This window comes from Arthrobacter sp. P1_H7 (assembly GCF_056405215.1).
In genome coordinates this window covers 26,989-49,403 of the sequence record NZ_JBFUCO010000031.1, presented here as the reverse complement: position 1 = coordinate 49,403, position 22,415 = coordinate 26,989, and the positions used below count along the sequence as shown (strand labels likewise).

18 protein-coding genes are annotated in these 22,415 nt (G+C 66.1%); 8 read left to right on the top strand and 10 right to left on the bottom strand.

Going from position 1 to position 22,415, the window contains the following annotated elements:
• Positions 1-186: 186 nt before the first annotated feature.
• The 4 genes from AC1DXI_RS20375 to AC1DXI_RS20360 form a co-directional block, all read right to left on the bottom strand.
• Positions 187-1,872, bottom strand: a complete 1,686-nt coding sequence (locus AC1DXI_RS20375) for a thiamine pyrophosphate-dependent enzyme (RefSeq protein WP_476940092.1) — start codon at positions 1,870-1,872, stop codon at positions 187-189.
• A 309-nt stretch (positions 1,873-2,181) separates the two neighbouring features.
• On the bottom strand, positions 2,182-3,696 hold the full coding sequence (locus AC1DXI_RS20370; protein WP_476940091.1) for an amino acid permease: 1,515 nt from the start codon (positions 3,694-3,696) through the stop codon (positions 2,182-2,184).
• A gap of 74 nt (positions 3,697-3,770) precedes the next feature.
• Positions 3,771-4,703, bottom strand: coding sequence for a glutaminase (locus AC1DXI_RS20365; RefSeq protein ID WP_026266779.1), 933 nt, complete (start codon positions 4,701-4,703; stop codon positions 3,771-3,773).
• Positions 4,700-6,298: a PucR family transcriptional regulator gene (locus AC1DXI_RS20360; RefSeq protein WP_476940090.1), complete on the bottom strand. Its 1,599-nt coding sequence runs from the start codon at positions 6,296-6,298 to the stop codon at positions 4,700-4,702. Before AC1DXI_RS20360 ends, AC1DXI_RS20365 begins: the two co-directional genes overlap by 4 nt.
• 329 nt (positions 6,299-6,627) lie before the next feature.
• Here AC1DXI_RS20360 and AC1DXI_RS20355 point away from each other — a divergent pair, with 329 nt between their 5' ends.
• Positions 6,628-7,545 (top strand): MBL fold metallo-hydrolase, encoded by a 918-nt coding sequence (locus AC1DXI_RS20355; protein WP_476940089.1) that lies wholly within the window; start codon positions 6,628-6,630, stop codon positions 7,543-7,545.
• A 119-nt stretch (positions 7,546-7,664) separates the two neighbouring features.
• Here the strand turns inward: AC1DXI_RS20355 and AC1DXI_RS20350 are convergent, their stop codons facing one another.
• Together AC1DXI_RS20350 and AC1DXI_RS20345 are read right to left on the bottom strand one after the other, a co-directional pair.
• Positions 7,665-7,976: a putative quinol monooxygenase gene (locus AC1DXI_RS20350; RefSeq protein ID WP_476940088.1), complete on the bottom strand. Its 312-nt coding sequence runs from the start codon at positions 7,974-7,976 to the stop codon at positions 7,665-7,667.
• 18 nt (positions 7,977-7,994) lie between these two features.
• Positions 7,995-9,029: a LacI family DNA-binding transcriptional regulator gene (locus AC1DXI_RS20345; protein WP_476940087.1), complete on the bottom strand. Its 1,035-nt coding sequence runs from the start codon at positions 9,027-9,029 to the stop codon at positions 7,995-7,997.
• A 241-nt stretch (positions 9,030-9,270) separates the two neighbouring features.
• On the opposite strand from AC1DXI_RS20345, the gene AC1DXI_RS20340 reads away from it, so the two are divergent.
• From AC1DXI_RS20340 to AC1DXI_RS20325, 4 genes are all read left to right on the top strand, one after another.
• A complete protein-coding gene (locus tag AC1DXI_RS20340; protein WP_476940086.1) occupies positions 9,271-10,623 on the top strand; it encodes an NAD(P)H-dependent oxidoreductase in 1,353 nt (450 codons plus the stop codon).
• A 99-nt stretch (positions 10,624-10,722) separates the two neighbouring features.
• The gene (locus tag AC1DXI_RS20335) at positions 10,723-11,820 is read left to right on the top strand and encodes a DctP family TRAP transporter solute-binding subunit (protein WP_476940085.1); all 1,098 of its coding nucleotides are present in this window, start codon (positions 10,723-10,725) and stop codon (positions 11,818-11,820) included.
• On the top strand, positions 11,817-13,736 hold the full coding sequence (locus tag AC1DXI_RS20330) for a TRAP transporter large permease (protein ID WP_476940084.1): 1,920 nt from the start codon (positions 11,817-11,819) through the stop codon (positions 13,734-13,736). The genes AC1DXI_RS20335 and AC1DXI_RS20330 overlap by 4 nt, the downstream gene beginning before the upstream one ends.
• An 18-nt stretch (positions 13,737-13,754) precedes the next feature.
• On the top strand, positions 13,755-14,645 hold the full coding sequence (locus tag AC1DXI_RS20325) for an NAD(P)-dependent oxidoreductase (protein ID WP_476940083.1): 891 nt from the start codon (positions 13,755-13,757) through the stop codon (positions 14,643-14,645).
• Between the two features lie 15 nt (positions 14,646-14,660).
• Here the strand turns inward: AC1DXI_RS20325 and AC1DXI_RS20320 are convergent, their stop codons facing one another.
• Positions 14,661-16,700, bottom strand: coding sequence for a glycosyltransferase family 2 protein (locus tag AC1DXI_RS20320; RefSeq protein WP_476940082.1), 2,040 nt, complete (start codon positions 16,698-16,700; stop codon positions 14,661-14,663).
• Positions 16,701-17,296: 596 nt separating this feature from the next.
• Here AC1DXI_RS20320 and AC1DXI_RS20315 point away from each other — a divergent pair.
• The 3 genes from AC1DXI_RS20315 to AC1DXI_RS20305 all read left to right on the top strand — a co-directional run bounded on the left by AC1DXI_RS20315 (position 17,297) and on the right by AC1DXI_RS20305 (position 19,859).
• Positions 17,297-17,902, top strand: coding sequence for a DnaJ family domain-containing protein (locus AC1DXI_RS20315; RefSeq protein WP_476940081.1), 606 nt, complete (start codon positions 17,297-17,299; stop codon positions 17,900-17,902).
• Between the two features lie 121 nt (positions 17,903-18,023).
• Positions 18,024-18,935: an SDR family oxidoreductase gene (locus AC1DXI_RS20310; RefSeq protein ID WP_476940080.1), complete on the top strand. Its 912-nt coding sequence runs from the start codon at positions 18,024-18,026 to the stop codon at positions 18,933-18,935.
• Positions 18,936-19,097: 162 nt separating this feature from the next.
• Positions 19,098-19,859 carry a DUF4386 family protein gene (locus AC1DXI_RS20305; protein WP_476940079.1) on the top strand — a complete coding sequence of 254 codons (762 nt, stop codon included), beginning with the start codon at positions 19,098-19,100 and terminating at the stop codon, positions 19,857-19,859.
• A 142-nt stretch (positions 19,860-20,001) separates the two neighbouring features.
• On the opposite strand, the gene AC1DXI_RS20300 is transcribed toward AC1DXI_RS20305, so the two are convergent.
• From AC1DXI_RS20300 to AC1DXI_RS20290, 3 genes are all read right to left on the bottom strand, one after another.
• Positions 20,002-20,634 (bottom strand): NADPH-dependent F420 reductase, encoded by a 633-nt coding sequence (locus AC1DXI_RS20300; RefSeq protein ID WP_476940094.1) that lies wholly within the window; start codon positions 20,632-20,634, stop codon positions 20,002-20,004.
• Positions 20,635-20,707: 73 nt separating this feature from the next.
• The gene (locus AC1DXI_RS20295; RefSeq protein WP_370124338.1) at positions 20,708-20,857 is read right to left on the bottom strand and encodes a hypothetical protein; all 150 of its coding nucleotides are present in this window, start codon (positions 20,855-20,857) and stop codon (positions 20,708-20,710) included.
• Positions 20,858-20,954: 97 nt separating this feature from the next.
• Positions 20,955-22,301: an LssY C-terminal domain-containing protein gene (locus AC1DXI_RS20290; protein WP_476940078.1), complete on the bottom strand. Its 1,347-nt coding sequence runs from the start codon at positions 22,299-22,301 to the stop codon at positions 20,955-20,957.
• Positions 22,302-22,415: the final 114 nt, after the last annotated feature.

The following is a 22,415-nucleotide window of genomic DNA, read 5'->3' as shown; positions in this document are numbered from 1 at the left end:
ACCCGCGCCCGCCCAAAGGAACCGTCTACATCGGCCTCAACGGCACGGGCAAGCAACCGTCCACGAAGTCCTGAGACATGAACCGTCCACGATCAGTTGAGACATGAAGTGTCAACGATGAGGTGAGACAGCACAACGCCGAATGACGACCAGGACTGATAGCGCAACGAGGTTAGGCAGGGTGGATTAGTAGGCCTTGACCCGCTGTTCGACGACGAGATGGACCAGAGCGAAGACGCGGTCCCGGTCGATGGCGGCCAACGCAGCCTCGAGGGCGGCCGGCACGTCCTTGTCCTCGGTGACTGTGATGCCGAAACCGCCGAACGCCCGGGCCATCATGCCGAAGTCGGGGTTCTTCAGCTGCGTCCCCGATACCCGGGACGGGTAGTGGCGTTCCTGGTGGGTGCGGATGGTGCCGTATTCCTGGTTGTCCATCACGATGATCAGTGGCGTGGCTCCGTACTGGGCGGCCGTGGCGAGCTCCTGGCCGTTCATCAGGAATTCCCCGTCGCCGGCGATGGTGACCACCCAGCGCTCGGGGCTGGCCAGCGAGGCGGCGATCGCCGAGGGCACCGAGTAGCCCATGGAACCGTTCCGGGCGCTGATCATCGAGGCGTAGCGCCGGGTGGGGAAGTAGCGGTGCGCCCAGTTGGTGTGCTCGCCCGCCCCGAATGTCACGAGGGCATCCTCCGGCAGCAGGGGGACGAGGTTCGCCATCAGGGTGTCCATCTTCGCGGGCCCCTCGCCGGGGGTCGACGGCGGCAGGCTGGCGAAGGAGCGCTGCTCGGCGCGCATCCGGGCCGTCCACGCCTTCCACTCCTCCTTGACGGGCAGGTCGATGTTGACCAGATCCCGGACGAAGGCGTCCGGCTTGGCCAGGATCTGGCGGGAGACCGGACCGGAGCGGCCGCGCAGCGAGGGATCGATGGTGACGAGGAAGTTGTTCTTGTTCCAGTCCTGCCGGCAGACAAAGCCGTCCGTGATCACGTCCCCGGGGACCGTCCCGACAAAGACGAGCAGGTCGGTTTCCTCCAGGAGGTCGTAGGTGGGGCGGGGCCGGCCGTAGCCGATCGGCCCCACATAGCTGGGGGAGTCGAAGGAGACGGTTCCCTGCGTGCGCCACTCCGCCGCGGCCGGGATGTGGTGCTTTTCGAGCCAGCCGGTCAGCTCCGAGGCCGCTTCCTGGGTCCAGTCATTGCCGCCGGTGACAAAGAGCGGCTTCTTGGACTGGGCCAGGGCCTCGGCCAGGGCACCGGCATCGGTGCTGCTCATGCCGCCCGCGGCCACCGGGATGGCCGGGTGCAAGGCCGGATCAATGGGGACCCGGATGATGTCCTCCGGCAGGCCGACCACCACGGGGCCGGGACGGCCGCTCATGGCCGCGAACATTGCCTCCGCGACGATTTCGGAGGCCCGCTCGGGGTGGTCGAGGACCATCACGCGCTTGGCGCCCGTGTCGAACCACGCCTTGATGTCGAACTCCTGGAACGCCTCGCGGTCCCGGTGCGCGAACGGAATCAGTCCGACGAAGAGCAGCATCGGGGTGGAGTCCTGCCACGCGGTGTGCAGGCCCACGTGGGCGTTCGCCGCCCCGGGGCCGCGGGTGACCATGGCGACGCCGGGGCGCTGGTTCATCTTGCCGTCGGCCTCGGCCATGTAGGCGGCACCGCCCTCATGGCGGCAGACCACGGTCTCGATCTCAGAGTCGTGCAGCCCGTCGAGCACGTCCAGGAAGCTTTCCCCCGGGACAACAAAGGTGCGTTCGACCCCGTGCGCCACGAGCGAATCAACAATTACGTGGCCGGCGGACTTGAGCGTCTTGCCCGGGTGGAGGAGGTCGCCGTCGGAGGGCTTCGTGTCAGTTACGGTCATGGTTGCTGTGGACTCCATTGTCATCACTACTGGATTTCTGGCTTGTTGGGATGGGGCAGTTCCGCCGGGCACGGCGGGAGGGTTGCTGATTGCTAGTCGGTTTCCGGTCCGGTACAGAAGAAGCAGCCGTCTTCGCAACTATCGTTCGACGCCGGCGGGTTGCCTTCGTTTGCGGCTGGCGGGTGGCGCTCCTGCAGAGTGCCGGGGCGGCCGTGACTCAGCGGGTTTTGTGGCTTCATGGGGGCTTTCAGGTTGTATGTCGGGTTGGGGGACGGGTCGGCGCCCGAATGTTCGATGAGCGAGGTTCGCTTAGTGGATTGGAGTCCGGTTGGCCAGCACGGGCGCGGCGCCCGTGAAACCGTCGCGGGTTTCGGCGATGTCGTGGATCTGTTTCCGGCAGGCGTACCAGCCGCCTACCATCAGCGCGCAGGCTACCAGGGTCACCAGCAGCGTGAGCGGGGAGTCGATGAAGACCATGACGAGCACGCCGAGCAAGAACACCAGGGAGAGGTACCCGGTGTAGGGGGCGCCGAACATCCGGAAAGAGGGGCGCTCGAGCCAGCCTCTGTCTGCCCACCGTTTGAGCTGGAGCTGGCAGAGCACGATGGTCGCCCAGGTGACGACGATGCCTACGGAGGCGACGTTCAGGACGATCTCGAATGCCTGGCCGGGGACGAGGTAGTTCAGCGGGACCCCGAGGAGGGAGACGCCGGCGGTGATGGCGATGCCGCCGTAGGGGACGCCGGCCTTGTTCATCCGCTGGGCGAACTTCGGGGCCGATCCGGCCACCGACATGGAGCGCAGGATGCGGCCGGTGGAGTACAGGCCGGCGTTCAGCGAGGACAGGGCGGCCGTGAGGACCACGAGGTTCATGATGACGTCCACGCCCTGGATGCCGATGGATCCGAAGAACGTCACAAACGGGCTGACGCCTTTTTCGTACGAGGTGTAAGGCAGCAGCAGGGCGAGCAGAATGACCGAGCCGACGTAGAAGACGGCGATGCGGAAAACTACGGAGTTGATGGCCTTGGGCATGATCTTTTCGGGGCTTTCGGTTTCGCCGGCGGCGGTGCCGATCAGTTCGATCGAGGCGTAGGCGAACAGCACGCCCTGCATGAGGACGATCATGGGCAGCAGGCCGTTGGGGAAGATGCCGCCGTTGTCGGAGATGAGGCTGAAGCCGACTTCCTGGCCGTCCACGGGGGTGCCGAACATGACGAAGTAGGCGCCGACCAGCAGGAACGCGACAAGGGCTGCGACTTTGATGAGGGCGAACCAGAACTCGAGTTCGCCGAACACCTTGACGGAGGCGAGGTTGAGGCAGAGGACCACGATGAGGGCGATCAGCGCCCACGCCCACTGCGGTACGGCCCCCATCCAGGGGATGTACTTGCCGAAGAAGTTCATGTAGAGGGCCGCGGCGGTGATGTCCACGACGGTGGTGGTGGCCCAGTTGATCCAATAGAACCAGCCGGAGATGAACGCGGCTTTCTCTCCGTAGAATTCGCGGGCGTAGGACACGAACGATCCGGACGAGGGCCGGTGCAGCACCAGTTCTCCCAGGGCGCGCAGGATGAGAAACGCGAAGAAGCCGCAGACGGCGTAGGCGATGACCAGCGACGGGCCGGCCGCGTTGAGCCGGCCGCCGGCGCCCAGGAACAGGCCGGTTCCGATGGCGCCGCCGATCGCGATCATCTGGATCTGCCGGGGCTTCAGGCTTTTGTGGTAGCCCGAGTCCTCCGCGTGGATCGTGGCATCCGAAGCGTGGGCGTGGCCTCCATCGGCCTGGTACAAACCAACCTCGTCATTGGGGTTGTTGGACATGGGTGTTCCTTTCGATCTGTCAGAGATCTAAATGGGGTTTTGGAGGGAGATTGTGGGGACAGCCAGGCGTCAGATCAGAAGATCGACCACCCTGTCCGATCGGACAAGTCAGCGAGAGCCGCCGTGCCTGCCAGGGAATTTCCTTTGGAATCCAGCCGCGGGCTCCAGACGCAAATGACGCACTCGCCGGGGACGACGGCCAGGATTCCGCCGCCCACGCCGCTTTTCCCTGGAAGTCCCACGCGGTAGGCAAACTCGCCGGCTGCGTCATACATGCCGCAGGTCAGCATGATGGAGCCGATGCGCTTGGCCTCGCTCCTGGAGATCACCGCGCCTTGCGTTCCGCGACCATCCTGCGCGAGGAAAAGGCCCGCCTTGGCCACCTCCACGCAGGTCATCATGATTGAGCACTGTCTGACGTAGTTCTCGACCACTGCCTGTGCGGGCCGCCGCAGGTTGCCGAATTCCTTCAGGAAGTGGGCGAGGGCCAGGTTACGGCTGCTGCTGGCGAGTTCACTCCTTGCGGCCATCTCGTCGATGAACGGGCCCGGTTGACCCACCTGGCCGGTGAGGAAGCGCAGGACCTGAGCGGCGGCGTCGGGAGATCTTTCCATCAGGTGGTCGGTGACCACCAGGGCGCCCGAATTGATGAAGGGGTTCCGTGGGATCCCGTGCTCGACTTCAAGCTGGACGAGCGAGTTGAAGGACGTCCCTGACGGCTCGCGAAGGACCCTGGACCATAACGCGCCGGAGTCGTCGGCGCTGAGCGCCATCGCCAGGGTGAAGACCTTGGAGATGCTCTGGATCGAGAACGGAAGATCGGCATCGCCGGAACTGAACACGTCGCCGGAGGTCGTGGCAACCGCGATGCCGAAACGGTCGAACGGCGGGGACTGCAGGTGAGGAATGTTTGCGGGAACTGACCCCGCATCCGTCCGGGGCCGGTGGCTGCGGACAATGTCATCCAGTACCAGGCCAAGCGGCGGCGAATCGAGTGCTGTCATCATTTCTTGCCCAGGTGCTCCTTCTGCGTGCCGGCCCACTCCTGAACATGAAGCAGGGCGACCAATGAATCGCGGGGATTGCTGAAGGTCAACCCGGTAACCCGGCTGACCTTGTTTATCCGGTAATAGACGGTGTTCTTATGCAGCTGCATGCGCTTCGCGCACTCGGCCACGTCCAGGGACGCGTCGAAGAATGCACGCAGGGTTTCGGCCAGTTCCGCATCATCGCGAAGGAGAGCCCAGAGGCTGCGGTGCCGGAACGCCGCCGTCGTGAAGTTCTCCACGGCGTCGTGGAAGAGGATCTCTGCCTCGAAGTCGTCCACGGTGGCCACCGGGGCTTCGCCGGACCGGCGCATACACCCCAGCAGCGCTTCGGATATTCCGGTCACGGAATGGATCGAGAGCAGATCGGGGACAACGGGGCCGACGGCGGCGAAGGTGCTGATGCCGAGGTGCTTGTTGGCGTCCTTGACGATTGCCTCGGCCACGCTCCGCAGCCCGGCCCCGGAATTGGCGGACTGGAGCCCGGGAAGGATCACTGCGGTGTCGCCGTGAAACTGCCCCACTACTGCTGAGGGCTTGTAGGCGGCCGCATGGATCGAAGCGAGGTTGGCGAGCTCGCCATGTTTGAGCGCGGCGTCGTCCTCCTGGGCTTGAGACGCCGACAGGCCAATCAAGATCAGGGCCGCGGGACGGTCCGCAGGGATCTTTTCGCTGTGCGCGCTCGCTGCAGCTTCCGCCGGACCCGAAAGGAGCCGCGCGATCCGGTCCTCGCGCATGTGCACCGACTGCTGGTTGCGGTAGCGGATCAGCTCGGCGGAGGCCCGTGCGGCCGAGCCGGTGAGCACGTAGTCGACGTCGTCGCCGAAGCCGGCACCGGTTTCCTGAAGCCAGATGTAGCCCATGATGCGGTCACCGGCGAACAGGCTGATGGCGACGCGCTCCCGCAGGCCGTCCTGGGGCCGGGCGGGAACCCGGACCGGCAGGCGGGTCCGGTGCAGCTCGCGGTAGGCGCCGAGGTCCTTGAGGAGGAGTTCGTATTTGCGTGGGCCGCGCCGGGCCAGGATGGAGGCCTTGCGCAGCTCGTCTATGGCATTGGTGACCGTGGAGTAGGCCAGGACCTTGTTGGCGGCGTCCTCGATCACCACATGGCTGGAGGTCAGGCGGGCCGTGGTCTGGGCGATGGCGAAGAGGTCTTCTTCCAGCAGGGTCAGCACTTCGCGCTGGTAACTGGGTGGCTGGATCCGGTCCTTGGCGATGGACAGCAGGCGGTCCCAGTCTGCGGCCGGGTCCACCAGCAACAGACCGGTCCCGGCGGCGCGCAACAGTTCTTCGGCTTCCGCCAGTTCCTCCGGGCTGCCCTTGACGGCCAAGACCAAGGGAGGGTCCTTCAGCAGGCGCCGCACTGCCGGCAACGCGGAGCGTCCGCGAACGCCGATCAGCAGGACGAATGCGGTCCCGCCGTCGGCGGTCTCGTCGTCGGCGTCGACGATCACAAATCGCTCGATCGCCGCATCCGTGCGGGAAGGCCGGAGCATGAGGCTGGCGAAACCCAGCGGGAGATCCGCGAGGATGTCGTCCACCGTAGCTGCGGCCATGGGCTTCCTTCTGATATTGGCACCCTTCCCGGACGGCTTTGTCCGGACACCTCAGCCTATCCAGCTGCCGTCATCGAAAGTATGGAAAAGCTCCTAAATTACGTGGCTCGTTTTAGGTCTGCGGACCAAGGCGAGGTCAGCAGGCCAACACCACCCCATCGATTGCTCCGTAAGTGCCGTAATCACTCCTCAAAAGGGCATCTACGGAGCAATCGACGGGGTTGGAGGACCGGAAAGGGACCGGTCATCATGGAGTGTTGGTGCGTCATTGCGGAACCTGACGGCCGCCGCACCGGCCGCCACTGGCGCTGACGCACACAGGAGAACACATGGACACGGCACCGGAGTTGATCGACTTCACCGCAGGCGGCCCGCAACCCGGCGACCTGGACGTGGCCTGGATCCACGGATCGGAGTCCGCGAAACACAACACAGACCCGGATATCCAGGTCCACGCCTACGACGAGCACACGTTTATCCTGCGCCAGAACATGGCGGTCAATTACGAGGCGCCGTTCATGTTCCTGCTGTTTGGCAACGCCCGGGCCGTCCTCATCGACACCGGCGCGACAGCATCCGCGGACTTCTTCCCGCTGCGCCGCGTTGTCGACGGCCTTGTGGACGCCTGGCTTGCCGCCCATCCCCGCGACGGCTACGGGCTCCTTGTCCTGCATACCCACCCGCATGGCGACCATGTCGCGGGCGATGCCCAGTTCGCCGGCCGTCCCGACACCGTTGTGGTGGACGCGGCCCGGGACAGTGCGTGGGAATTCTTCGGATTCAATGACGATTCTGGCGACGGCGGTGACTCGGACGACGGCGACGGCGACATCCGGCCAGCACACGTGGACCTCGGCGGACGCGTCCTGGCATGCTGGCCCAGCCCGGGGCACCACCATGCGGCCGTCACGTTCTACGATCCCCACACCGGGTTCCTGCTCACCGGAGACACGGTCTATCCTGGCCGGCTGTACATCCAGGACTGGCCTGCGTTTGTCCGCACCATCGACCGGCTGATCGCGTTCTGCGACACCCATCCCGTCACCCATGTCCTGGGCTGCCACATCGAGATGTCGCGGCAGCCCGGCGTCGACTATCCGATCTTCACCACCTACCAGCCCGACGAACCACCGCTGCAGATGACCGTCGAGCAGCTCCGGCAGATCCGCCGGGCCATCGACGAGGTGGGCGGACGCCCCGGCCGGCATGTGTTTCCCGGCTTCATCCTCTGCCTCGAGGGGGACTGAGCCGGCGGGAGCGCGGGCCCAGGACCGGCCTGAGCCCGCGCGGGAGGGCACTTCACGGCAATTCTGCGGCAAATCACCGCCGTCATGTGCTCACTCGATGCACGACACGGGGGCTGCTCCTAGAGAGTACCCTGACCCGGAGTTCCGGCGGGGATCGGCTCGTGGCGCATTACTTCGACCGGTCGTTGCAGGAGGCCCTCCAAAGAGGCGTTCAGCCGCTGGACGGGGCCGCCTGCGCCGTGGGCGTCGAGCAACTCAGCGGATTCCCACTTCTCGATCATAAGGATCTGGCCGTCGGGAGATTCATGAATAGCGTAGAGGAGGCACCCGGGCTCCTCGTGGACCTCTGCAATGGCCGGGGACAGGGCCGCGACCACCTGGTCGAAGGAACCTTTTTTGGGCGTAAACATTGCGGTGACGACGACGGGCATGTTTTTCCTTAGTGGGTGTTAGTGGGTAGGGGCGTGGGCGAGCGGGGCGCAGCTGTTGCGGGGCAGGAAATCGGCTTTGACCTCGATGAGCCGCGGGCCTTCGGGGAACTTGCCCTGCATCCGGCCGAGCACGAGTTCAAGGGCATGGACGGCGAGCATGTCCAGCGGCTGGCGGATCACGCTCAGCGGCGGGGACATCAGTTCTGTCCATGGATTGTCATCGAAGACGATCACCGAGAGATCGTCCGGGATGCGGACCCCCGTCTGGACAAGCCGCCGAACTGAGCTCTGCACCTGGGCGGTGTTGGCCACGATGAGGGCCGTGGGCGGCTGAGGCATGGCAAGCAGGGAGCCGACGGCATCGCCGCCGGCGTCCCCGCGGAACGGCACATCGCGGATGAGCAGGGGGTCAACCGCGAGGGACGCGCTCTCGTGCGCCGCGGTGTAGCCGCTGATCCTGGCCCTGCCCGTTGACGTGCTGCGGGGCCCCGTAACGAGTGCGATCCGTGTATGGCCGAGGCCTATCAGGTACTCCGTTGAGCGCTGCGCAGAGTCAAAGTTTTCGATGCTAACGACGTCGGCGTCGCCGAGTTCCTCGATGGTGCGGTCTACGAACACCACATTCACGCCGAGGTCCTGCAGGCGCGCCCATTTCTCGATGTTCCCGCCTGTGGGGGTGGCGATGACCCCGCTCACGGACCGGTCCAGCAGCGTATCCAGCGATTCCGCTTCCAGATGCGGATCTTCCTGGGTGGTCATCAAGACTACCTGCACGCCGTGGCTCCGGGCTTCCCACACGATGCGGTCGGCCAGACGCGCGAAGAACGGGTTGGAGAGATCCGTGACCACGAGCCCGATCGTGAGTGCATGGCCCGCGCTAAGCTCGCGGGCGGCCGCCCGGGGACGGTAGCCCAGCTCGTCGATGACCCTGACGACTTCCTGCCGTTTGGCGGGTGCGACGGGCCCGGAGTCCGGGTTCAGGACCCGGGACACGACAGAGACCGAGACTCCCGCAGCCGCCGCGACATCGCGAATGGTTGGGGCCTTCTTCACCGCTCCTCCTTGAGGGAAATTGCTAGCACTAGTTCGTACGCAGCGTCTCCGTTCAACCCGCCATGCGCTGGCGGAAGACGTTTCTTGCGGAGTCGTTGACACAGCTTAGCACCGGGTGGTACAAAAGTGGAACCGGTTCCACTTCGGGTAAATTTTCCAGCACATAGCGACAAAGAAGTTGTTCCATCCGCTGCCGCGGAAGGGCGTCTCTTCGTTTCGCACACCTACCAGAGAGACTCCAGTGAATCTTCACAAACTCCTCAGCGACCGTGAGCAAGATGGCCGCCCCATCCGCGTTGGCCTCATCGGAGCCGGCCGTTACGGCACCATGTATCTGGCCCAGGCCAACAACATTCCCGGCATCCACGTTGTCGCCATCGCGGACATCAACGTCAAGCGCGCCGAAGGCGCCTTCGACCTCGTCGGATGGCCCAAAGACCAGATCGCGCCGGACATCGCGACCGCCCTTCGGGACCGCACCACGGCGATCGTGGCCAACGCGGACGAGCTCTTCGATGTCGACATCGACGTCATCGTTGAAGCAACGGGCAACCCGATCGTCGGTGTGAAGCACGCGCTGCGCGCCATTGAAACGAAGAAGCACATCATCATGGTCACCGTCGAAGCCGACGCCCTGGCTGGCCCCGCCCTGGCCAGGCGCGCGGAAGCCGCCGGCGTTGTCTACTCGATGGCCTACGGCGACCAGCCGGCCCTCATCATGGAACTCGTCGACTGGGCCCGCACCAGCGGCTTCGACGTGGTCTGTGCCGGCAAGGGCGCGAAGTTCCTTGAGCACTATCACGAGATGAACCCGGACAACGTCTGGGAGAACTGGGAGTTTTCCAAGGAACTCACCGATTCCGGCCAGCTGAACCCGAACATGCACACCTCGTTCCGTGACGGCACCAAGGCCGCCATTGAGATGGCCGCCGTCGCCAACGGCGCCGGACTGGTGCCTTCTGACACCGGGCTGACGTTCACGCCGGGTGATGTCGAGGAAATCGCCACAATCTGCCGCCCCGCCGACGTCGGGGGAGCCCTCGCCCACGAAGGCAGCGTCGACGTCATGTCCAGCGTCAACCGCGACGGCACCTGGATCCCCCACAACACCCAGGAAGGCGTCTTCGTCGTCGTCAAGGCCACGAACGCATATGTTTCCGGCTGCTTTAACGAATACCCGTGGCACCCGGACCCCACCGGCCAGTACGCGGCGCTGTACCGCCCGTACCACTACGTGGGCCTGGAGCTGAACGTCTCCATCGCCAACGCAGCCCTCCGCGGGATTGCCACGGGTTCGCCCGTCGGATTCTTCGGCGATGTTGTCGCGACGGCGAAGAAGGACCTCAAAGCCGGTGAATACCTCGACGGCGAAGGCGGCTACACGGTCTGGGGCCAGCTGGTTTCGGCCAGGCACTCCGTCGCCATCGGAGCACTGCCCGTTGCCCTTGCCCACCACGTGGAACTGCGTAACGACATCCCCAAGGGCGAGATCGTCGGTTGGGAGGACGTCATCATGGACGACTCGCTCGCCCAGGCCTTCGAATTGCGCCGCGAAACTGAAGCCCTCGTCGCGGAAACTTCCGTCAACGCCTAATCCTGCCTGCTCTATCCACAACCGGCGCGGCAACGAAATCCATTCGATGCCGATTCCCGCCTCCGGACCCAGACTCCTTCCAATGAAGAAAGGCATCACATGAAATCCAAGACCCGCGCCCTCACCGGAGTGCTGGCCTGCACCCTGGCAGCCTCGCTCCTCGCCGGCTGCGCTTCCGGAGCGCCCGGCGGGGCCGGTGGCGCCCCGGCGAAAATCCAGCTGTCCATCCCGGATCCGCTCACCTCGTCCGTCGGCGTTTCCGCCCAGCACTTCGCCGACCAGGTCAAGAAGACCTCCAACGGATCGGTCATCGTCACGGTAGTTCCGAACGGAACGAGCTTCAGCGGGGACCAGAACGCCGCCGTCACCCGGCTGCAGGGCGGCTCGCTCGACGCCCTCATCCTCTCGACTTCCGTGTACGCCTCCGTGGTACCGGAAATGAACGGCATCAGCATCCCCTACCTTTTCAAAGACACGACCGAGGAAGCGGCGTTCCTGGCAGGAAAGCCGGGCCAGCTACTCAAGGACAAGCTCGCAGCCAAAGACACCGTCGCCTTGTCCTTCCTCACCCGGACCGGCCGCGAGATCACCAACTCGGTGCGCCCCATCGAGAAACCGTCGGACCTGAAGGGCCTGAAAATCCGCGTTCCCGGCAACCCGCTCTGGACCGACTTCTTCGGAAAGCTGGGCGCGAGCCCGACCACCATGGCTTTCTCCGAGGTCTTTACCGGCCTGCAGACGGGAACGATCAACGGGCAGGAAAACCCGATCGAGGTGCCGTGGACCAATAAGTTCTCCGAGGTGCAGAAATATGTCTCGCTGACCAACCACATCAATGACGCCTGGGTGCTCGCCCTGTCATCGAAGAAGTGGAGCACACTCTCCGAGGATCAAAAGAAGGCCCTCACCGACGCCTCGACCGAAACAGCGACGTTCAAGACCGGCTACGACGCCGAGCAGTCCAAGAAGCAGCTGGACGAACTTACGGCCAAGGGCATGACGGTCAACGAGCTCAGCGCCTCGGGCCTTGAAGAGTTCAAAGCCACATCCAAGAGCCTTTACCCGCAGTTCTCCGAGCTGATCGGCAAGGAATTCTTCGGGCCGGGGCGCCATCGGTGCCCCGGCCCTCCCGCCAATATTCCGCTCTCCCCTCCACCAACATCCCGCTCTCAATGTCGACAGTCTGGAAGAACATGAAACGCACCTTGGCTCCTGAGCAACTCGAGGAGGTCATTCCGTCTGACGCGGAAGAGATCCTGCACCACGGTCACGTCCCCCCGGGCTGGAGTGGTGCCGTCTGGCTCGACAAGGTCCTCGAATGGACCGTGGGCGCGGCGATCCTCGCCGAGCTCGTCGTCATCCTTCTGAACATCATGGTCAGGCTCATCACCGGTGACTCTGTGCTCTGGACCCAGGAAGTGTCGGAGATTGCGCTCCTGACCATTGCCTTTATCGGCGGAGCCATCGCCTACCCCAAGGGTGCGCACATGTCGGTGCAGGCCCTGATCATGCGCCTGCCCGCAGCGTGGAAGCCCTATCTGGCCGCCTTGGTCGACTGGCTCGTCTTCGTCATGAGCGCAGGGGCTTTCGCCCTCTTCGTGCCGACCCTGGCCCAGCAGATCGAGGAAAAGACGCCCATCCTGCAGCTGCCCGTGTTCTGGGTGTCCCTGCCATTCTCTTGCGGCATGGTCCTTATCGCGTGGTTCGCGCTCATCAAGCTCTGGCGCCAGGAACGCCGGCCCGTCCTGGCCGCCGCCGGGATCGCCGCGGCAATGGTCGCCGTCGTCATGCTCGCCCCGCCGCTGTTCTACTACGCGTCACCGAACGTCCTCCTCGGCGTGGTGCTCGCGGTCCTGTTCCTGCTGCTCTTCCTGGGCCTCCCGATCGCCTTCGTCCTGGCCCTCGCATCCGGAATCTACCTCTACCTCGGCGGCATTTCCGATGTCAGCGCCATCCCGATCGGCATGGCCTCCGGAGCCAAGGGATTCGTGCTGCTGGCGATCCCATTCTTCATCCTCGCCGGCACGGTCATGAACTCTGCAGGCCTCACCCTGCCCCTGGCCAAGCTCGTCGACGCCCTCATCGGCCACCTGCGCGGCGGCCTGCTGCAGGTGGTCGTGGTCACCATGTACATCTTCTCCGGCATCTCCGGCTCCAAGGTCGCCGACGTCGCGGCCGTCGGCACCACCATGCGTGGCATGCTCGAAGAACGCAAATACCCGCGCGGCGAGGTGGTCGCGGTCCTTTCGGCCTCGGCCATCATGGGAGAAACAATCCCGCCCAGCATCGTGCTGCTCATCCTCGGATCCATCACGACCATCTCGACCACCACGCTCTTCCTGGCCGGCTTCGTTCCGGCGGCGTTCCTCGCCCTCGTCGTCATGGCCCTTGTCTTCCTGCGGGCCCGGAAGCAGGGCGGAGCCGCCAGCCCCAAGGCCACCTGGCGGGCACGCGGTTCAGCAACGTTTTTCGCCTTGCCCACCCTCCTCCTGCCGGTCGGCATGGTGGTGGGCATCCTCAGCGGCTTCGCGACGCCGACAGAGGTCTCCTCGGTGGCCGTGGCCTACGCCTTCGTGCTCGCCGTCGCCTACCGGCGGGGCAGCAAGAAGCTTCTCGGCGACACCCTGCGCGAAACGACGACGACGGCGGGCATGGTCCTCTTCATCATCGCTGCCGCCTCGCCCCTGGCCCAGACCCTCGCCCTCGCCGGCGTCTCGCAGCAGATCCACGACCTCATGTCCGGACTCGGCGATTCTCCGCTCCTGTTCATGCTGTTCACGATCATCCTGCTCATCATCATGGGCCAGCTCCTCGAGGGCCTCCCCGCCGTGCTCATCTTTGCCCCGCTGCTGCTGCCGATCGCCATCGACTTCGGCGTAAACCCGGTGCAATACGCCATGGTGCTCATCATCTCCATGGGCATCGGCTCCTTCGCACCCCCGGCCGGCGTCGGCTTCTACGTAGCCTGTGCAACAGCCCGCGAAACCGTGGAAAACAGCCTGAAGCACTTCTGGCCGTACCTGGTGGCCGTATTCATCGGACTCCTCGTATTGGCCGCGGTTCCCTGGTTCAGCACCTTCCTCCCCGCCCTCGCCGGGCTCATCCCCTTCTAAGCCAGGAGACAGCCAACAATGCACGCTTCATCCGCCAGCCTGCCCGCCTCCGTGGCCCTGCTGGGAACAGGGCCCATGGGAGCCCCGATCGCCCGGAACATCATCGCCGCGGGCGTGCCGCTGACGCTCTGGAACCGCACGGCGCACAAGGCCGAAGCCATCGCCGGAGGACGGGTGGCCGCCTCCCCAGCAGAGGCGGCCAGCGAAGTGGTACTGACCGTGCTGCCGGACCTTCCGGACGTGGAGCGGCTCCTGGTCGGAGCCGAAGGGCTCCTGGCAGGGTGGAAGGCGGCCGGGATTGGCCACCCCGTACTAGTCATTCACGGCACAGTGTCGCCCGTCGCCGTCGCGGCCTTTGCCGCCGAGTGCCAGCGGGACCACGGGGTGACAGTTGTTGATGCGCCGCTGAGCGGCGGCACAATCGGCGCCGAGGAAGGCCGGCTGAGCACCATGGTGGGCGGACCCCGCCACGTGGTGGAAAAGATCACTCCGCTCTTCGGGCTGTACAGTTCGACGGTCGCCTGGTTCGGGGGCACCGGTGCGGGGTCCACAGTGAAGGCCTGCAACCAGATCGTCGTCGCCGCCACCGTCACCGCGCTGTCAGAGGCCATGGCGCTCGCCGCGGCCTCCGGGCTGGATCTGGAACGAGTCCAGTCAGTCCTTGCGGGCGGACTTGCGAATTCGGAGGTGCTCCGGCAAAAGGGACAGCGATGGATTGACGCCGACTTCGAGGGCGGCGGTTCTGCCAAAAACCAGCTCAAGGACCTCAGATTTATTTCGGAGGTCGCGGCGGCGGCCGGCCTGACGTTGCCCGTGGCCGGCAGCCTCCTGGCGGCGTTCCAGGCGATGGTCTCCGCGGGGAACGGCCACCTGGACCACACAGGCATCTACCTCGGCATCCGGGAGTGAGCCGGCCCAGGTCCCTCAGCGCCCCCTTAGCGACGCCGCGGCCGGAACGCCGGGCGGGAAATCGGGCAGCGCCCCTGCGGGCGTGTGGAAGATCCACAACGAGAGCGCACGGTGGACGGCCCAGTCGTCGTTGGATGCCCGCAGGGACGCGATTTGAGTTCCATCCGGCTGCTCTGTGGTCCGGATGACCTGCAGCCGGACCGGAGCGGCCCCCGGCAGCCGGAGCATGACCTCTCCCGAGGCCGGAAGCGTTCCGTGCGGGAACCGGACTGCCGCTCCGCCAACCGAAATGTCCAGCAGTTCACCGCGGACCCCCTCGGCTTCCACCGGGGCGGCCACCTCGATCCGGTAGGCGTTGCGGCGGGACGTGGCGAATTCGGCGGCCCGGATCCTGCGCGTCCCAAGCACCAGGACCGCGCCGGCGAGCACCAGCCAGGCACCGGACGCCACCGTGGAACCGGGCGTCGTACGCCAGGGCACCAGCCCGGCCAGCCCGGCCGCCGCGTACAGAATCACCGCGGTGATAAGTACAACCATCACAATCAGGATGCGCGGCGTCCGGCCCCGGAGCCGGAGGTCGGCGGCGCCCTTGGGCGTCACCTGGAACTCCAGGACGTTCCGGGACATGAGCCACCAAAGGCACGCGAGGCCAACCGGGACGCGGAAGATCCGCAGGGCGAAGGCCGTGGGCCAGTGGATTTCGTTACGCATCAGTTGCTTGGAGCCCCAAAGGCGCACGGTGAACATGACCAGGAAGACCCCGGTGAAAAGCAGCGGGCCGGCGGTGGACGTCTGCGCCCCGGACAGCATGATCACCACCGGAATCAGGAAGGCCACCAGCGTGGCGATGCCCTCCAGCCACCACAGTGTGCCGTTGAGGTACTCGTGGTAATTCCGCCACGACAGCCAGCCCTTCGCCGCCCACAGCTTCTCGTGGACGAGGATCTGCATGGCACCCATGCCCCAGCGCCGGCGCTGCAGCAGGTACTGGTCCGGCGTCGCCGGCGCGAGCCCGACGGCGAGCGTCTGGTGGTGGTAGACCGTCCGCCAACCGCGCCGGATGAGTTTAAGCGTGGTGTGCATGTCCTCGGTGATGGTCTCCGTTGCCACGCCGCCCACCTCCTCCAGGGCGCTCAGGCGCAACAACGACGTCGACCCGCACCAGAACGGTCCGGCGCCGGGAACGTTGCGGGACGCCATGAGGACGTTGAAGAAGGTGCCCTGCTCACCCGTGATGCCGTCGTCGTCGAACGCGCCGCCGTTGTAGAACGACTGCGGGCCCTGGATCAGGGCGATCTCGGGGTCATTGAACCAGCCCAGCGTGGCGGTGAGGAACGTGGGCAGCGGGACGTGGTCGCAGTCCAGGACGGCGATGATGTCGATGCCGGGGCCGCCTGCGGCCTTTTCCGCCGCCATCAGGCCCAGGGCGTGGTTCATGTTGCCGGCCTTGGCGTGGTCGTGGACGGCCCGGCGGACGTACCGGGCGCCATAGGCGATGCACATTTCTTCGACCCAGGGCCGGTCGCCGTCGTCGAGGACCCACGTCTCGTGCGCCGGGGCCAGCTCGCAGGCCGCCGCGACCGTAGGCGTCAGGACCTCGATGGGCTCGTTGTAGGTGGGGATCAGCACCGCCACCCGCATGCCGTTCGGGGCCTCCGTCACGGGCACCGGCGGATGGCTGTCAATGTTCCACACGGACCACGCCTTCAGGATGAGGCCGGCCAGCGGCAAGGCCTCGAAAGTGACCAGGATCCAGGCGATGGCCAAGTTCCATTCACCGGACGGCATCGTAAACAGGACACGCCACGTCAGGTACATGACCAGGGCGGCGATGGCCGCGATACCGCCCACATGGGCCAGCCGCCGGGACCGGGGCGCTTCCGGTCCGGGAGGTCCCAGCCGGGCGGCCCAGCCGGCGATACCGGCACGGGTCAGTGCTGTGGCGTCAAGTGGTACGGGCCGCGGCGCAGCGGATGAATTTCCAGTCGGCAGTCTTTGAGCCGATACCTTCTCGGCGCGCTGCTGCAGATCTTCACGCAGATTCTCTCGAGGCACGTGATCTCCCTCAGCTAGATCCGGTGCTCAATGTCCGATCAGCGTAGCCGCGGCGGGGCACCCGTGACCGGATCCGCCGGAATCCTTGCGCAAAACTGCGTATGGGGAGCGCTTTGGCCTACTGCCTTGCGGCTTGCTCCGCGTCCTCGGGCCCGACGAAACTGCACGAGCCGGGGTGGCGCGCGGGCAGCGTGCACGTTCGCCCTGTGGGCAGGTGGACGTTGGCGCACCGTCCCGCCATGGCCACGTCTTCGCGGACATGCGTGACGTGCGTGCTGCTCTGATCCTCTGGCGCTTCCTCGCGGCTGGTTTGTAGGGGGCTTCCGGACGCACTCTGGTTTTGGCTGTTCACGGCTGCAACTCCTCGAGATCTGCTGTGCAGAAGGGATGGGAAGGATGCTTAGTTTTATCCGAAGTCCCAGCCTCGCACGGGCGGGTTAACACCGGGTTACGGGAGTGTAAGGATCCCGTCTCGGCGAGGAGGCGGGGTGCAATTGTCGCGGTTCGCCGCTGCACGGACCTTTTGCCGCCGCCCGGCCGTTCTCCATACTGGAAGGCAGATCCGCGATTCCGGCAGGCGAGGACGGTGGTGGCTGATGAGCAGCGGAGTAAGTGGTTCCAACAGCGCGTTCCGGCGCAGGGTGGAGCGGGCCGCGGAACTCCGGGCCGTGCGGGCCTCGGGCAGCACCGCCCAGGAGAACGGCGAGCTCAACGCCGCCGAGGAAGAGCTCCGGCAAAAGCGCGCCAAGATCGACGACGCCGCCAAAGCCGAGTACCTGATCCGCGACGCCATGGCCCAGGGCAAGTTCGACAACCTCAAGTACGCCGGCAAGCCCATCCCGGGGTTGGGGGAGGCGTATGACCCCGACTGGTGGGTCAAGGGCCTGATCCAGCGGGAGAACATCTCCGGCCTGGGCCCGAAGGCGATCCTGCTCCGCACCGAGGACGCGGAACTCGATGCCCGGCTCGATGCCCAGTCCAGCGAAAAGCAGGTCCGCGAGATCGTGGAGGACTTCAACGCCCGGGTCATCGATGCCCGGCGGCAGCTTCAGGGCGGGCCGCCGGTGATCACCAAAACGCGCGACGTCGACGTCGAACTGGACCGCTGGCGGGGCCGCCGGGCCGCCGCGGCCGCCGTCGCCCCTCCGGAGCCGGAGCCGAAGCGGCCCTGGTGGCGGCGGCTCTGGAACGGGACCGGTTAGGCGCCGCCGAACTTAAGCTCATCGTCGACGCCGGTCAGATTGGCGACGTCGAACTCCTTCGGCTCATTAGTCGGGGCCGGCCCTTCGCCGCTGCAGCAGGGAAAACATCTAGGAGATATCAATGTCTGAACAGAAGCCTGTGCTGGTGGTCGGTGCAACGGGATCGCTCGGTGGGCAGGTCGTCGACCGGCTTCTTGCCCGGGGTAAGAAGGTGCGGGCGCTTGTCCGCCCGAGCTCGGACGCGGGCAAACTCGAAGCTAAGGGCGTCGAGATAGCCCGGGGCGACATGCTCGACCTCGATTCGCTCGTCGCCGCGATGTCTGGCACCGCCGCGGTAATCACGACGGCGGCCGGGTACACCGGGAAGAACAAGAACGCCCACGAGATCGACACGCGTGGCAACGCCAATCTCGCCATCGCCGCCAGCAAGGCCGGGGTGCCGCGCTTCGTGCTCACCAGCATCCTCACGAGCGACCAGACACCCAATGTGCCGCATTTCTGGCACAAGAAGCTCGCCGAGGACAAACTCGAAGAACTCGGTGTCCCGTTTGTCGCCCTGCGTCCCGGAGCATTTTTCGATCAGATCGCCCAGATGGGCGGTGACCCGTTCGAGAAGGGCCGGATCGTCTGGCTCGGCTCCAAAAGCGTCCCGCTGACATTCGTTCTGGTCAGCGACGTCGCGACTTGTCTCGCGGAGGCCGTTGACGCGGACATTGCCGACGGGGAACGCATCGATCTCGGCTGGAGCCGCCCGATCAGCATGCAGGAGGGCGCTGATCTGGTGTCGCGGCTGGCGAACAAGAAAATTAGGGTCGTGTCGGTTCCCGCCGGTCTGCTCCGGGCTGCAGGCAGGGTTGCGGGAAAGTCCGCCCCGCTCATGAAAGACATGGGAGCCATGGCGGCCTGGTTCGATACCGGACGTTACGTGGCCAAGACGAGCCGCCAGGCCGAACTCTTCGGTCCCGCGCCAACTCCGGAAGACGCCGTCGCGCGCTTCGCTGCGCGGCTAGGCCATGGACGAGCGCAGTCCTAATGGGTGCGGCGGTGTCCAGATTAACGGGCGGTCCGGCCGGGTCGCACGGGCGGCCGCGATATACCGATCAAAGGTCCGTGGCTCCGCGGACGCAATCGGCGTAGCCTGCGCTTAGGCGCGCAGTTCGCGCACCCTGCGCGGCGGCACGAAACGGGCGATGCCATGAAGAAGTACGGCACAGATCATAATCCGCGGCCGGCGGCTTCGTCCGAGTCCGGGCGCCCGTCACCAGCCCGTGCGCCGCTGCGCCTGGCCGCCACGCTGGCCTTTACCGGCTTCGCGCTGTCCGTGGTCGCCGGGCTGCTCCATGCCGATACGGCCAGCGCCAACGACCACCCGGCGACCTTTACGGAGTATGCCGGCAGCAGCATCTGGACTGCGGTCCATCTCGGTCAGTTCGTCGGCATGGCGCTGCTGATCGCCGGGCTGCTGGTCCTGCTGATGGTCCTGAAAGGACCGGACGGGACCATGACCTGGACGGCCCGCTTCGGCGCTGTGGCTGCCGTCGCGGCACTGGCGCTGTACGCCGCGCTCCAAGCTGTCGACGGAGTTGCCCTCAAACACGCCGTGGACGCCTGGGCTGCCGCCGCGGAACCGGAAAAGGCCGCCCGGTTTGCGACCGCCGAGGGCATCCGGTGGCTGGAGTGGGGGATGCGCAGCTACCAGAGCTTCGTGCTGGGTGCGGCCCTCGTCCTGACCGGGGCCGTGGTTGTCGGTGCCCGCCGCATTTCCCGGCTGATCGGCTATCTCATGGCGCTCTCCGGGCTCGCCTACCTCGCGCAGGGCTGGATCATCGGGGCCGAAGGCTTCTCCCCGGCCAACACCATTCCCACGCTCTCGGGGATCGTCCTGATTCTGGTGTGGTCCGTGTGGCTGCTGGTGAGCGCCTGGCTCGGAAAGGACGTGCCGGACCGCGACAGGTGACGCGGCTGACGGGCCTCGCCGCGGCCGAATTCGCCGGAAAGCTGCGAGCCCGCCGGAAAAGTCCGGCGACCTCGAAGGCTTCCGGCGAATTCGCGCGCCCGGGCCAGGATGGGACAGCGGGTCCTGGGCCGGGCAGGACGGGTCAGATGGTGCGCGGCGCCTTGGCCAGGTTCTGGGTGAGCTCGGCCGCGTTCTGCCGGATCACGTAGGCCGGGCGGTCCCGTTCCGCGCGCCAGCTTTCGGAGACCGGGCCCATATTGACGGTGTCGAAGCCGAATTCGTCATAGAGCCTGGCCACAAGCTCAGCCGCTTCCGGGAAGTCGCTCGCCGTGGCCAGGGCCCGACGGTTGGGGGTGCCGGCCGGCGTACCGTCCGTGGTGATCTGGCTGGACATGATGTGGTTGAAAGCCTTGGCCACCTTGGACTGGGGAAGGTGCTCCTGCAGCAGGCCGGACGTGGTGGCCTCGCCGGCATCCAAAGCCGGGATATGCCCGTCGCGTTCCCAGTAGTAGTTGTTGGTGTCGAGGACGATCTTGCCCGCCAACGGCTCCACGGGGACGTCCGGGAGGCTCCTGAGCGGCACGGTGACGACGGCGAAGTCGCCGGCTGCCGCCGCCTCGGCCGGCGTTGCGGCCCGGGCCCTGGGCCCCAGTTCCGCGACGAGGACCGCCAGGGTTTCCGGCCCGCGCGAGTTGCTGATCACGACGTCGTAGCCGAGCTCCACGGCCTTGCGGGCGATCTGGCCGCCGATGTGTCCTGCACCGATGATTCCGATTGTTGGAAAATACCGGCGAGCCCGGAGGCCTCCGGCGAATTCGAGCCCAGGGAGCCTAGGGAGCCCAGGGAGGCTACGGCGTGGGGCCCGGTTCGTCGTCGAGGTCCGGGCCTTCGGCCGCGTCCTGGGAATGGGCCCGGTCGTCGAAGGGCTCAGCCGTTGCATCACCCTCGGCGGGGGTCTCGCTGTGGTGGCGCTCCGGCGCCTGTGAGTCGTTGCTCATGTCCGCTCCTTAGCTGCTCCTGCGGTGGATTGCCGGCTATTTGAACATCTAGCGCCCGCTGCGAGAGGGCTGTCAAGGGCCCCCGGATCCTGGGGATTCAGAAGGGCGCCCGGCCGCCGGGACGGCTGGAATCCTGTTTGTTTTCCTTGCGGGGGCGCAGGGCATAGTCGCGGGACCGTTTGCTGGAGAGCGCCAGAAGCAGCAGGATGTCCAGGGTCAGGCCGGGGAGATTGGACTTCAGGGTGATGTCCGGGCCGCCGTGGAAAACATCGATTGCCTGGATGCAGATGGCGGCCGTGCTCAGTGCCATGGCCACCGTCCGGGCCCAGTTTCGGCCGAGGAACACAAACCACGCCAGCAGGATCTCGGCCAGGGCAAAGAGCAGGACAACCACCGTTGCGGCGCTGACGGCCAAGTCCGCCTGGGCCTCGGTGACCGCCGGGCCGGCTACGGGCTGCATCAGCGAGCCGACGTGCGCGTCCTTAAAGAGCACCAGGGACAGGGCCAGCAGCGCGGCCGCCGCCGCGCGGGCACCGACGAAGAGCGCCCCGACAATCGTGGTCGAAGGACGCCTGGTGCGGCCCCCTGCCGGGGGCGGGACGGAGGCGGACGGCGCCGCGGCGGTCTGCCGGAGATCGACGATCGGGAGATTGCCGTCGGTGGTGATGGTGTCGCCCCCGCCGTTGCGCGCGTGATAGCCGGTGGAAAAATCACGGATCACCCGGAGCCCGGCCGCGGGATCGGCTCCGGTAATGGCGCCGACCACATGGTCGCGTTCGGCGTCGGTGTTCTCATCGATCTTGTGGGTGATCTGCAGGGTAAACAGGGACAGCCCGACGCTGCGGTCATACGTGCCGGCCGCCAACCAGTCGACGGCCAGCCCGCCCGGCAGCAGCCAGCCTGGCGGGCAACGCCAGAAACGGACGTGGTGCCGCTTGCCCGGGGTGCCGTCGACTTCCTGCTGGTAGGCGAAATCCTGCTGGCGGCCGAACAGGAACAGCGGACTGACCGGGGCTTCGAGATAGCTGCGGCGCAGGAGGGTGGAGGAGACGATCCGCCGGCTGCTGGCCAGGGTCACGTCATCTGCCAGTGTCCAGCCCGCGGACCGCATCACGCCATGGATCTGCGGTTCCGATCCCAGCAGGGCTATGTTCACGGGATCGCCCAGCAGTCCGTCGCTGGTGCGCGCCCGGCCGATGAAGTAGTCCGGAACGTAGAGCCGGGTCAGGATCCGGTGGAGACGGGGGAGCACCAGATAGGCGAGCAGGGCCCAGAAGATGAAGAGGAACCAGACCTGCGCCCAGCCCCATTCGAAGCTGAGCTGCACCAGCAGCGCGGTCAGCCACACGGCCGCAACGCCGCCCACCACGAAGAACACGCTGTCCAGCACGGAGTACGGCACCGCGTCCGCGGGGGCTGTGACCTCAACCGCTGCCTTGGTCATGGCCGTCATACTACGCCCGTCATCAACAGAGGGCTGGCTCGAAAGATGAATCTTCTGGCCCCAAGGTGGAGCGCGGCCGGATGTGACCGGCCGGGGGCCGACGCCGTGGATAGG